General features: G+C 47.1%; 12 protein-coding genes. 7 read left to right on the forward strand and 5 right to left on the reverse strand.

What is annotated here, in order from left to right; translation table 11 throughout:
- Positions 1 to 162: 162 nt before the first annotated feature.
- Complete coding sequence (locus FE296_RS19790) at positions 163 to 972, reverse strand: histidinol-phosphatase (RefSeq protein ID WP_124117557.1); 810 nt, start codon at positions 970 to 972, stop codon at positions 163 to 165.
- A 30-nt stretch (positions 973 to 1,002) separates the two neighbouring features.
- On the reverse strand, positions 1,003 to 1,905 hold the full coding sequence (locus FE296_RS19795) for a LysR family transcriptional regulator (protein WP_036605798.1): 903 nt from the start codon (positions 1,903 to 1,905) through the stop codon (positions 1,003 to 1,005).
- 457 nt (positions 1,906 to 2,362) lie between these two features.
- Between FE296_RS19795 and FE296_RS19800 the strand changes: the two genes are divergently transcribed.
- The 5 genes from FE296_RS19800 (at position 2,363) to FE296_RS19820 (ending at position 7,456) form a co-directional block, all read left to right on the forward strand.
- On the forward strand, positions 2,363 to 2,821 hold the full coding sequence (locus FE296_RS19800) for a chemotaxis protein CheX (RefSeq protein ID WP_036605799.1): 459 nt from the start codon (positions 2,363 to 2,365) through the stop codon (positions 2,819 to 2,821).
- 56 nt (positions 2,822 to 2,877) lie between these two features.
- Positions 2,878 to 3,651: an SDR family NAD(P)-dependent oxidoreductase gene (locus tag FE296_RS19805; protein ID WP_150366067.1), complete on the forward strand. Its 774-nt coding sequence runs from the start codon at positions 2,878 to 2,880 to the stop codon at positions 3,649 to 3,651.
- A gap of 431 nt (positions 3,652 to 4,082) precedes the next feature.
- Positions 4,083 to 5,456 (forward strand): DEAD/DEAH box helicase, encoded by a 1,374-nt coding sequence (locus FE296_RS19810; RefSeq protein WP_124117561.1) that lies wholly within the window; start codon positions 4,083 to 4,085, stop codon positions 5,454 to 5,456.
- A 27-nt stretch (positions 5,457 to 5,483) separates the two neighbouring features.
- Positions 5,484 to 6,236, forward strand: a complete 753-nt coding sequence (locus FE296_RS19815; RefSeq protein ID WP_091020857.1) for an ABC transporter ATP-binding protein — start codon at positions 5,484 to 5,486, stop codon at positions 6,234 to 6,236.
- 2 nt (positions 6,237 to 6,238) lie between these two features.
- Positions 6,239 to 7,456 (forward strand): ABC transporter permease, encoded by a 1,218-nt coding sequence (locus tag FE296_RS19820; protein ID WP_124117563.1) that lies wholly within the window; start codon positions 6,239 to 6,241, stop codon positions 7,454 to 7,456.
- Positions 7,457 to 7,623: 167 nt separating this feature from the next.
- Here the strand turns inward: FE296_RS19820 and FE296_RS33485 are convergent, their stop codons facing one another.
- The 3 genes from FE296_RS33485 to FE296_RS19830 form a co-directional block, all read right to left on the reverse strand.
- Entirely contained in the window at positions 7,624 to 7,749 is a 126-nt protein-coding gene (locus FE296_RS33485; RefSeq protein ID WP_206759599.1) for a YjcZ family sporulation protein, read from the reverse strand.
- Positions 7,750 to 8,052: 303 nt separating this feature from the next.
- Complete coding sequence (locus FE296_RS19825) at positions 8,053 to 9,351, reverse strand: aminotransferase class I/II-fold pyridoxal phosphate-dependent enzyme (RefSeq protein ID WP_105601251.1); 1,299 nt, start codon at positions 9,349 to 9,351, stop codon at positions 8,053 to 8,055.
- Between the two features lie 179 nt (positions 9,352 to 9,530).
- Positions 9,531 to 10,148 carry a pyridoxamine 5'-phosphate oxidase family protein gene (locus FE296_RS19830; RefSeq protein ID WP_124117565.1) on the reverse strand — a complete coding sequence of 206 codons (618 nt, stop codon included), beginning with the start codon at positions 10,146 to 10,148 and terminating at the stop codon, positions 9,531 to 9,533.
- A 147-nt stretch (positions 10,149 to 10,295) separates the two neighbouring features.
- Between FE296_RS19830 and pdxR the strand changes: the two genes are divergently transcribed.
- Positions 10,296 to 11,756 carry a MocR-like pyridoxine biosynthesis transcription factor PdxR gene (gene pdxR, locus FE296_RS19835; protein ID WP_223868954.1) on the forward strand — a complete coding sequence of 487 codons (1,461 nt, stop codon included), beginning with the start codon at positions 10,296 to 10,298 and terminating at the stop codon, positions 11,754 to 11,756.
- Positions 11,757 to 11,934: 178 nt separating this feature from the next.
- On the forward strand, positions 11,935 to 12,720 hold the full coding sequence (locus FE296_RS19840) for an AraC family transcriptional regulator (RefSeq protein WP_036605807.1): 786 nt from the start codon (positions 11,935 to 11,937) through the stop codon (positions 12,718 to 12,720).
- The last annotated feature ends 305 nt before the right edge of the window (positions 12,721 to 13,025 follow it).

Raw genomic sequence — 13,025 nt, forward strand, 5'->3', positions numbered from 1 at the left:
ACTCCGATGACAAAATAACCTTCCGATCGCTGTTATCCCCAGATTTTTTGATTCCCTTTTGAAAAGGGAAAATCTGTTGATAGCGTATGCTTCCGATGCAGCCTACAAAGCCCCCCACGGCGTGAACAAGCGCGCTGTGGGGGGCTTTGTGTTTACTCTATTTTACAGTGACACAACCTGCATCTGTTTCTTTTTGAAATACACCCAGTCGGTGAATCCGATCTCCTTGAGACGTGTACGAACGTCATCCAGTTCGTCTGCAACGCGCTGTGGTTTATGAGCGTCCGATCCAAATGTCACCTTCACTCCATAATGATGGGCGCGTTCCAGAATGGCATCCGAAGGGTACCATCCACCGCTGAGTTTGGTTTTGCCAGATGTGTTAATTTCGATCGCTACGTTGGATTCTGCAATGACCTGCAACGTTTCATCAATGGCCTGATCAGCGATAATTTCGGAGAAAGGTGGATAGTTTCCTTTCATCGCATCAATGTGTCCAAGAATCTGGAACATACCGCTGCGAGCCGATTCCCGGATTAGTGAATAATAACTCTCTTTCACTTCAACTTTGCGAGCATTGCTTAGTCCATTCCACCGGGTTTTGTTGAAGATACTTACATCCTCGGTATGATGAACTGAACCGATAATATAATCAAAAGGATATTGTCCCAGTGTGGTACGGTACAATTCTGCATAGGCAGGGAAGTAGTCGGATTCAATGCCGAGCAGTACATCGATTTTACCAGCGTACTCTTCTTTCAAAGCAAGGACTTCTTCCACATAATGCTGCAATTCAGACTTACCCATTGCGATCCGGGGAAATGCTTGCTCAAGCTCACTGCCAAAGTATGGCGTATGATCCGAGATACCGATGGCCTGAAGTCCTGCCTTAATACCTGCCTCTATATAATCGCGGATGTTGCCGTCTGCGTGACCACAACGAAAATGATGTGTATGAAGATCAAATTTCATATGGAATCCTTCCTTTCTCATGGCTCATTGTCATTCTGAACTGATGAATTGGGTTTCCGGCATGCCTTTGAGGTCACTTATAAATTGCTGCATCGCTGAGTTAAGGTAACGACTGGACTTATAGATGACACCAACAGGGTGACTGACCTCCAGCTCACTTAAGGGTATCATACGCAATGTACCTTGACGCAACTCATGCGCAACAGATTGTTTGGAGATGACAGCTGCTCCGAGATCAATCTCGACCATCCGTTTCACTTCTTCGCTGCTGGATAACTCCATTACAATATTAGGTTCAATATTATGTTTCTTAAAGATGGTTTCCGTAAACCTTCGTCCTACTGTATCAGGGGACAACAGAATCAGTGGTGTACTCCTGAGCACATCGACTGCAGCATGTTTTTTCTTCGCCAGCGGATGGGAAGGAGATACCACGAGTTCAAATGTGTCATAGTACAGCACAGATGTATTCAGGTTGGGATTACGCTCGGTGAGATAACCGATACCAATATCAACCAGACCATTTTCGACCTGGGTATAGATCTGTGATGAAGGAAGGGACTGAATACTGGTTTTGATCAGCGGGAATTGATCTTGGAAATAGGATAACACCCTTGGCAAGATCTGAATAGCAATGGAAGTTGTTGTGCCTAACACGATACGTCCCTGAGGCGTTTCATCAAGATCGGACAATTTTTGTTTCAACTCATCGACGATGTCGAGCATCCGTTCAGCGTGCTCCAGAAATACCTGTCCACGGTCTGTAAGGGTAACGGGTTGGTTCCGGTCCACAAGAACGGTGCTGAATTCGTCCTCCAGACTTTTGATCTGGGCCGAGACGGCAGGCTGGGTTAGGTTCAGAAGTTCTCCCGCTTTGCGGAAGCTCATCGTTTTGGAAATGGTAATTAGTGTCTCCAGTTGGCTTATGTTCATAGGTGACCTCCTTGCAGGCAAAGTATCTTGATTATGTAGTGTTTGGTGTGACGAAATCCCGTAACTGGTTATTGTTCCGTTATCATAAATTATAGGTGATTCAGGACAGCAGAGCAATGAAGGTAATTGTCAGGAGCAAAAGTAGTTCAAGAGACTGTGAAAAAAATGCGAATACAAGAATTTGATTTTTTTAACAGTTGGGTGAAAGCAGTAATAAAGTCCTAAATGCCTTTTGCCACGCACGATGATCGAAATGCTTTCTTCAAAAGAAGTGAAAAGCTCCGTGTATTCGCTAGAATCAGCTATAAACATTTGCCCCACGGATGACGATAAATTATAGTACACATGGTTTAACGAATTCTTAATGAATTCTTGTACGTGATAAAGTATAATAAATTTAATGAATATGGGACTTTTGGTGTGTGACCAATAACCCAGTGTGAGGGGGACATAGACAGTGAAAGCGGAAGTGATTAATCCTTTCCTGGAATCGGCACGGAACGTATTTGAACAGCTCATCCAGGTTTCGCCTTCCACCGGGAGTCTTGGCGTAAAAAATGTAGAGTACATTGCAGACCATGTCTGGATCGTGATCGGAATGACCGGACAACTTAGCGGAAACATTGTATTTGGAATCAATGAACAAGTTGCATTGAAAATTGTATCTGCGATGATGGGTGGTTTTGTCATTACAGAAATGGATGAAATGAGCAAAAGTGCGATTTCGGAACTGGGTAATATGATCAGTGGTAATGCCAGCACCATCCTGTCAAACCAAGGTGTTGTTGTCGATATTACACCTCCACAAGTGATGAAGTCCGAACATCTGACTACATTTAGTGCAACGAAAGCATTGAGCATTCCTTTGCTGATGGATGGCATTGGTGAGATGGATATTCAGGTCATGATCTCGTAGAATAGAGCCATATGCCTCAAGAGGCAATATGTGTTCAATACGGGAGGACATCGGGTATGTTGAAAGATCAGGTAGTGTTTATTACTGGTGCATCGAGTGGTATCGGTGCGCTGTGTGCGCAGATGCTGATTGAAGAAGGAGCCATCCCGATTCTGGCTGCCCGTTCACGGGACAAGCTGGAAGAGATTGGTGCCTCGCTGAAAGGGCAGCATGAATTACTCACACTTGATGTTACGGATAGTGAGCAGGTTCAGGCAGCTGTGGATGCGATATTGCATAAATACGGACGAATCGACATTTTGCTGAACAACGCAGGTTACGGGAAATTCGCAGCGATGACAGAGATGTCTGTACAGGAATTCGATGAGATGATGGACGTGAATTACATGGGCATTGTCCGCTGCACCAAAGCAGTGCTTCCACAAATGCTGGAACGTGGCAAAGGTCAGATTGTGAACGTGGCCTCCATGGCTGGCAAAATCGGTACGGCCAAATCCGCTTCCTATACAGCTACGAAACACGCTGTACTCGGATTTAGTAATGCGCTGCGTCAAGAGCTTCGCAAGACTGGCGTCATGGTGACAACGATTAATCCAGGTCCGATTGATACACCATTTTTCCAACGGGCTGACCCATCTGGCAATTATGTGAATAATGTACGTTGGATGATGTTGAAACCGGAAGACGTTGCGGGTCATATGATTCGGGCAATTAAAAAGCGCAAGGAAGAAGTGAATCTGCCAAGAATTGCTTCTGCTGGCATATGGCTGTACCAGCTATTTCCTCGTCTTGCAGATCGATTGTCGCACGGTGTAATGAATCAGAAGTAAATGTGATACGAGGCATCATATACGGAATGAAAGAAAGGCTCCGCCGAGGGGCTTTTCTTTTTTTGGCGTGTATACATACAATTCTGGAATAAGATTTGGTGCACGGGCTTTTTTCGCATATAATGAAAGGTAATGTGATGACAGGCTTCGGTTTTATACAAGCAACTTATATGTTCAACTAAACTTTTACACAATAACGGAGAGGACAGAAATAACCTGAAGAAGCGAAGCTAAAAGCTTTCTGAAAGAAAGCTGCATCGGAAGCATAAGCTTCACCTTTATCAACGGATGTTTCCTTTAAAAAAAGGAATCAAAAAAATCTGGGGATAAGAGTGATCGGAAGGTTGTTCTGTCCTCGTAGTGTCAGTGTAAATATTCATTAGTTGAACTTATATAACATCAAAATGAATAAATTAAAAGGATGGACATACATGACGAATCAAACATTTGCTTCAATTGGCGTGGAACAGGATCTGGAGGCCGTTCTGGCGAAACATGGCATTAACGAACCTTCGCCTGTACAGGCTCAGACCATACCGGTTATTTTGGAAGGCCGGGATGTCGTATCCAAATCCCAGACGGGAACAGGGAAAACGCTGGCATACTTGCTGCCAATGTTACAATCCATCAAAATGGATATCAAAGGCACGCAGAAACTCGTTATTGCACCTACGCAAGAGCTGGCGATGCAAATTGTTCGTGAAGCGCAGCGTTATGCGGAAGAACGTAAGATCGGCGTATTGGGTCTGATTGGAGGCGCAGCAGCTAAACGTCAGATCGAGAAGCTGCGTGAGCATCCACAATTGGTTGTGGGTACACCAGGACGACTGAAGGAATTGATTACACTCAAAAAACTGAAAATGCACAACGTCTCTACAATTGTTATCGATGAAGCGGACCAAGTGTTCCAACTTGGCGGCGTAAGTGACGTGAACTTTGTACTCAAGAGCGCATTGCGGGACCGTCAGCTGATCTTCCTGTCAGCAACCATTGATGAGCATACAGCTGGACTCGCAAAGCGTGAGATGAAAGAGCCTGTTCAGATCGGAATTGAACCGGATCGAGCTACCGCTGCGGGCCTTGAGCATTATTATTTTGTAGAAGAAAACCGTAACAAAATAGACATGCTGCGTCGTCTGGTTAGACAGTACAATCCGGATCGGGCGATCGTATTTGTGAATGCAACTGAAGATATTGGTGAAGTTGAAGCAAAAATGAATCATCTGGGCTTATCCGCTGCTGCGCTGTATGGGGATGCTGACAAAGTGACCCGCAGTAACGTATTGTCTGCCTTCCGTAATGGCAAACTTCAGTTGCTGATTGCCAGCGAAGTAGCTGCCAGAGGACTGGATATCGAAGGATTGCCAATGGTCATTAACTATGATCCTGCCTTTGACTCGGAGCATTATGTTCACCGTGCAGGTCGTACAGGCCGAATGGGACGTTCGGGTATTGTGCTATCCATTGTGGATGAAACACAGATTTTCATTATGCGTAAATTCGCACGCGAACTCGGAATCGAACTGTCAGAACGTGTACTCTTTGGCGGTAAAGTATTGGAGGCTGACCCGCGTCCGGACACGCGGCCTGAGGGACATTCCTTCTCCAGAAAACCAGGGCAATTCAGAGATCGCAAACCAGGTCAGGGTAATCGTAATGGGGGAACCCGAGCTACGATCTCCAATTCGCGTCCAGCAGGTAGCAAACCTACTGGCAATACAGGACGCACGGAGCGCGATCAGGATCGTAAAAACAAGGGAGCACCCAAGTGGAGTAAAGACAAAACGCCACGCTCCGAAGAATAGAATCTGACGAAAGGGGTGCAGGGATAGATGGAAAATGTTCAATCGCCTGTTCTGCAAATCAGCGGGTTAAGCGGAGGTTATAGTGCCAAACGGCCGGTCCTTCACGGCATCGATCTGGAAGTCGGACGTGGAGAGATGGTTGGACTAATCGGCTTAAACGGTGCTGGCAAAAGTACAACCATGAAACATATCCTCGGCTTGATGACACCTCAACAGGGTGAAGTACGAGTGATGGGCAAGAAGCGGGACGAGGATGCGCAGATCTACCAATCGGCCATGGCATTCGTACCGGAATCACCCGAACTGTATGATGAGATGACGGTAATGGAGCACCTGGAGTTTACGGCAAGAGCGTACAATGTGTCGGAGGCTGACTTCAAGCAACGTACGGAGAAATTACTGCAATTATTCCGTATGAATGAAAAAAGTACAAGTCTGTCGACTCACCTGTCCAAGGGCATGCGGCAAAAGGTCATGATCATGTGTGCTTTTGTGGCCGGACCGCCACTGTACATCATTGATGAGCCTTTCCTGGGGCTGGACCCGCTAGGTATTCGCTCCTTGCTTGATTTTATGCTGGAGATGAAAGCTTCGGGATCATCCATCCTGCTCAGTTCACACATTCTGTCCACGATTGAAAATTACTGTGACCGGTTTATCGTACTGCACCGTGGACAGGTTATTGCTCAAGGGACGCTGAATGAACTGCGCTCCCAATTCGGGGAATCGGATGCCACGCTGGAGCACATGTTCTATTCCCTCGTACAAGGCAGGGATTGAGCATGGATCTCAAGCTGCTATGGAAGCAAAGACGCACAGGATTCTGGAACGGAATTCTTCCTTATCTGGGTTATGTGATCCAGAGCGGTGTAGCTATGGTCTTTTTATTTCTCGTCATTGCGTTCTCCGCCTGGTATACATCGTTTGTCCAGAACATTCCGGCGGAATTTCCGATTCGCTGGATTGCATTGCTGCTGCTGGCGCCACTGGTGCTGTTTAGCAGTTATCGTACATACCTGCTTCCAGCAGATATTGTATTCCTGCGGCCACAGGAATACCGGATGCAGGAATATTTGAAGAACAGCTTTGCCCGGGGCATCATCTATAAAAGTCTGGGCCTACTGCTTGTGTTTGTTACACTGTGGCCTCTCTATGTCAGAGCAGATCTGGATGCACGGCCATTTGGCTGGTTCATCGTATTCCTGCTGCTGTGGAAAGGGCTGTCCAGTTATGGAGCATGGCAAGAGCTAAGAATGGTTCAGGTCGGGGCATCAAGAGGATACCGTCTCTTGCGATGGGCACTGGCTGTACTGGCGGTTGGCGCCTGGTTATGGCAACCACCACAGCGAAGCGTATGGTTCCTGTTGTTGCTAGCTGTCGTTTATATCGTTGCCTTGCGTATCCCGGTAAAACATCGGGTGGCGTGGGAACGTCTGATTCAGGTGGAGCGGGGGCAGGCTGGCAGGGTTATGCGGACGCTCGGCTGGTTCGTGGATGTGCCTTCATCTGGACAGAAAGTAAGTTCGCGTCGCTGGCTTAGCAAATTGGGGAGCGGTCTTCCCTGGAATGCAGGGAAAGCTTACCGATATCTGATTACCAAAACGTTTATTCGAACCGAAGTGTTCTCCATTGTATTACGTCTGGTTGTACTGGGTATGTTACTATCCTGGTGGACAGCAGGCAGCTACTTTGGTGTCGGGGTGTATCTGTTCTTCCTGTTGCTTGCAGGTGTTCAGTTGGGGGCGCTGCGTCGCAGTCATAGTGAATCGTTCTGGATTATGATCTATCCGATCTCGGGAGAAAGTCGTCGTTCTCAGGTGTTGGGATTCATATTCCATCTACATGCACTGGTTGCGTTACTCATGTGGTTGCCTATGCTGGCTGCCGGAGCAACCGGACTGAGTGTCACCGGAATAGCCCTTATTTTGGGTATACTGGTGATTGTGATCATGCGGCGTTCGCAAGGTAACAAGTGGTTGAAGGAAGAAGAGGACGAGTAAACAATCGATCGTACCTGTGCACCTCTCGCCAGCCAAGATGGTGGTTCGAGTTGGACGGTGGTTATTGTTCAACCAACACAAAGAGGGGTATTCCGGGCTGTGTCCCGGAATACCCTTCTTACTGCTGCAATCAGATCACTTGGTTCTCGCGCAAGTGTGTATTGGTACTAACAGAGGAACGATTTAGTGATAATTACGAGCAAGATGAACAGAACGAGAATGGCACCTGTGTTAGTAAATCCTCCGTAACCGCCGCATCCATAACCGCCTCTTGTATCTTCAACTCCAGACATGGTCATTCCCCTTTCAAGTGGTTGTTTGGCACGCCCTTGCGTACATCGTATATTATGTGCCTTGGGGTTAGGCTGATTGGGCCGATGCCCGGTAAAGTTGGAAATTCGAGCTTTTGGGCAGCTGTCCCGGTGTGGTAAGTGATATCTGTTGAGTTGTAAAACACCAAAAGAACCCTCTGTATATTCGGAGACATGTAACGTCGTTCCCGCATACAGAGGGTTCTTATATCATTCAGGGTTCAGACATGATCCTCTTTCCCCTGAGCTATTGAGATTGCGTTAATTCATTACTGTCTGTTTTAACTAAGTCGTCCGCAGATCCTGAACTCCACGATAGATGGTTTCATACAGATCTTCCAATCCGGATTCTTCAATACAGGAGAAGGCGATTCGAAGATCCGATTCACCCAGGGCGATTGTACCCACACCGTATTTGTGAAGTAAGTGGCTTCGAAGTTCTTCAGCGCCAACTTCTTTCAGCTTCAGGCACATGAAGTAACCGGAGTTGAACGGATAATAGTCCCATGCATCTCCATACTTACCGCTATCGAGAATGGCTTTTACCTTATTGGCGCGGCCTTTCATAATCTCGAACTTCTCTTGTTTCTGTGCTTCAAACTCCGGTGCTTTGAGCGCATCCAGTACAAAAGTCTGGGAAGGATGCGGTCCACTGGAGATCGTTGCCCGGATAATACCGAGTGTTTTTTGCTCCAATGCATGCAGAACGGCTGCATCTTCATGGGCATACGTAATGAATCCAACGCGGAAGCCCCATACGAACTCCTCCTTGGTTGCACCATCCACTTTTACAGTCAACACACGTGGATGAATGTTGGCAAGTTTGCCAAACAGGGATTCATGAATGGAATCTTCGAAGAACAGTCCGAAGTAGGCATCATCTGTTACAGCAACCACGTTAACGCCGGCTTCAGCTGCCTGAAGAATCGTGTTCACAATTGCATCTGCTTCTTCCGCTCCAGGCGTATAACCTGTTGGGTTATTCGGGAAGTTGAGCAGTACGATCGCTTTACCTTTGTCCTTTTGATCAAGCAAAGCCTGAAGCAGACCATCACTGTTGAAGTTCAACTGATCATCGAACAGGGGATAATGAACCAACTGGCCATGACGACGAATTCCGAAGGTCAGCTCGTAATTTTCCCAGTTTTTATCCGGATATATGACAGCGTCCCCTTCATCGGCGAACAGGTCGGCTACGATACTTAGTCCATGGGTTAATGCATTGGTTACAATTGGATTGCCAAACGTTTTGCCTTTCAGGGAAGGCGTTTCCTTCAGCATCTTGTCTCTCCAGACGGTCCGCAATTCAGGTTTGCCTGCAGGTGGAGCGTAAGGATACAGATCCTTTGGCTGGAATGCAGACAGCTTCTCCTGAATAACCTGAAGATGCATCGGCACACCACCCTCCAGGGCGATACCAATCGTGGCATTATGGGTCTTGGCCAAGCTTGCTGCTTCAGCAGATTGACTCAAAATCCCCTCTTTTGGAAAATAAATTTCTTTGCCAAGCTGTGACAGCATGGAGTAGACGTGACTGCTGCCTGTCTGAATACTTTCGTTCAACTGTTCAGCCAGTGGATTCATTCTTTTCATCCTTCCAAGTCTTTGTGATTCAACTGCCTAACATTATATCACCTTGACATGCCCCCGTCACGGAAATTACGCAATATGACAGTTATATCGCTTTACCGCGTTGTTGCAGAGGGTTTTCGAGTGGGTTATCGTTGAATTCAACCTTGGGAGTAATCCTTAAGAAATGAAACTTATTGCTGATGAAATGGACAATATTTCCGCATCATCTCAGCGGTTTCAGCATCTCGTCCCTCATTGCGCTGTTCCAGTTCACCACGTATGTGATCCAAGCGTTCAATGGACCAATTTTGTCCGAATTTAAATTTGGCAGTGACTCGTTCCGGCATAATTCTTACAACGGCTACAGCTTTGAGGTTTCCTGTGTAACGTGAGTCATTAGCGTCGATCGGTACATATCCGCCTTGCGGTTGGAGTTTTTCCATAAATCGTTGCAGCACCTTACCTTTGATGTCCAGATCTTTAACCGGTTCTGCCTGACCAAAGGCCATGACACTTTTGAAGAAAGAAGTCGCCGGACAAGCAAGCTCAGGATCACTGAAATAGGATGGAATCAAGGAGAATTCCTCAGCTACCGTGAAACTGACCGACGAATCCTGTTTAATCTGTTTCATCTTCTCGCCAGCCAGACTGCCGTGGAAATAAAAGCAACCGTCCATATAAACGAAATTCAGCGGTGTAACCCGTGGTTGTCCATCCGGACTGACCGTTCCCAGAAACCCGAAGGAGCACTGATCCAGAAACTCGGTAATCTCCTGTTCTTCATCTACTGTGAATTCTTTCCGTCTCATGCGTATTCCCCCATCAATATATAATAGAATGCCATCTCTTATGGATAACAATAGTTCATACATTGACAATGAAATAGATCCAATTTACATTCACTTTAGTAGGCCAATTAGTTGGAGATCACAGATGAATACAATGAAGAGAGGTGCATGATCGAATTGTGGCTGCCTATGGATAACTATGAAACTCAGCATCGATACAAGTATGAGGCAATGTATCATGCGTTACGTGATGCCATTCATGCAGGCACATTGGTGGGAGGTACGAGACTTCCTTCCACCCGTGAGTTGGCAAAGCAATATGAGATGTCACGTGGTTCGGTAGCTCAGGTATACGACATGCTGCTTGCGGATGGTTATGTCCATGCACATCGGGGAAGAGGTACATTTGTCACCGAAACATTATCCACTCAGGAAAATGAAAAACAGGAAGCCGTTCTCAAGCTGTCTGCTTGGGGGGAACGAGTACAGATGTTGAATACGCAACATGAAGTCCTGCGGACTCCAATGTCTTCACCGAAGGCGTCCGTCATTAATTTTCAAATGCAGCGCATGCCTGCAGAACATTTCCCGTTAGGGGAGTGGAAAAGCGCACTCGCTGCGGTTCATCGCAGTGGTTGGCGAGAATCCAGCGGTGTAGCGGGAGATCCGGAGCTGCGTGAGGCCATCGCCTCCCATCTCAGATGGACACGTGGTATTCAGGCTGAACCCTCTCAGATTGTATTGTTCAGTGGTTCAATGCAAGGCATCACCCTGCTATCTCAATTGCTGATTACGGAGAATACAGCAGTTGTATTGGAGAATCCGGGTTACCCGGGCATTGCCCATGCCGTCAAGTCCTGTGGTGGGCATATCATCCCGGCAGAGGTGGATGCCGCAGGCATTATTCCTCAGCCTTGGGAGGCACAGACGTTATTTGTCACCCCTACCCGGCAGTTTCCAACAGGGGCCGTATTGGGATTGGATAGAAGACGTGCCTTGCTTGCGTGGGCCTCAAAGCGGAATGGGGTCATCATTGAAGATGATTATGACAGTGAATTCCGATGGGGCGGAAGACCAATTGAACCCCTCAAAGTGCTTGATCGTGAACAGCGCGTCATCTACGTTGGTTCATTCTCACAAACGATGGTTGCTTCGTTCCGACTTGGCTATGCTGTACTGCCACCTGGTCTGGTAGAACCTCTCCTTGCCGCCAAAGCGTTGTATGAACCGGTACCTCCGGCGCTGTTAGAGCAGCGCGCACTGGCAAAATTTATGACCAGAGGAGGTTACCTGAGGCACTTACGGCGGTTAACCCGGTTATACGGGGAACGGCATGATTTTTTTGTCCGAGAGATGGAACTACAGTTGCCGGAAGCATTCACGATGCAGCTTGGTGATGCAGGACTGCATATCTACGCTACCTGGAATGGCGATGTGGACAGTTATCAGCGATTTAAAAAGCTTGCTGAGGAGGATGGCATATTGTTCCGTGATGCAGAGCGATATCGGCTGACTTCAGGTCATCCGGCGGCCTGCTTTGCTTTTGCACATCTGGAGAAAGAAGAGATGACAGAGGGAATCCGGCGAATGCGGTTAGCCTGGGAGAAGTGCACATTTTCGTTTCGGTGAATTCCGCTGTATAATGGGATAAGACATTTCGCTCCTGTAGGAGCAGAGATTATATATGAGCAAGTTGTATTTAATCATGCAAGATACTGAAATACATATGGCCTTGATTGAAGTTGTGAGATTCAGATCAGAATGATGCCATATGCAGAGAGATTAACTATCAAGGGGGAGTGGCGACATGCTGCAGGCATCGCCGTCATCATTTGTTATTTTGCCCGCTGTCGCCAAAATTGTCTGTGAACCGGGCTGGAAGTGGCAGAAACGGGAAAAACCGATGCAAAACTATGATTTATTTTATGTATGGAGTGGTGAAGGAACGCTTGTACTGAATGACCAGTCATATGAAGTTGGCAAGGGTAGTTGTTTTTTGTTCAGGCCAGGAGATCATCCTACTGCGACACATAATAAGCAAAAACCGTTGGTACTTACGTATATTCACTTTGATGTGGACGTGCCTGTTGCTGATGTTCCGCAGTCTTATCGTGAAGTACAGGAGACCGTGGAATTTGAGCACTTACTGGCACGTTATGTAAGACTGTTCTTATCGGATGTGTACGGACGCGATGAAGAGAGCCGATTGATTCTGAAACAATTGATGATTCATTTGCTGCGCGCCGATACAGAAGAACCTGTGGAGAAAAAGGTAAGCAACCAGTTGTCCGATGTCATCCAGGAGGTCGCCAATTATGTGCGTCAGCATCCGGGGATTACGCATCGGGTGGAAGATCTGGCTGCGCGGGCTGGCTTATCGCCCCGATACTTCTCGATCAAGTTCAAGGAACTGGTGGGATCATCGGTGCAATCTTATATTATCCGCATGCGTATTGAACGGGCGGAACATCTGCTGGTGCATACCGGCATGAATGTGACCGAAGTGGCGGATGCTCTGGGTTACCGGGATATTTTCTTTTTCAGTCGTCAGTTCAAGCAATACACCGGCAAAAGCCCGTCCGAGATTCGTTAAAATTCTGATGTGAAGAACAGGAAACCGTTTCAAGTCTGGAACGCAAGGGTAATTATCTAGCATTCCAGATGACCAAAAAGGGGGAACTTGTGATGAACGGAAAACGTCGGGTCCGCAACCGGGGATGCTCTACGAAGGGATGCAATATTTTCCGGAACCGTCTGCGTCGCTTCAAACCGGCAGAGGACTTGCAAGATGTGTGGTTTTGAGAAGAACTCAGCAGACCAATAACGACGGAGCGAAGCTTCGTATTGCATGTATACATGGATCAATATGAAGGCATAAAGAGGATGGCGCAATACCTG

It is taken from the genome of Paenibacillus sp. UASWS1643 (assembly GCF_008693195.1).
Taxonomy (GTDB): domain Bacteria; phylum Bacillota; class Bacilli; order Paenibacillales; family Paenibacillaceae; genus Paenibacillus; species Paenibacillus amylolyticus_B.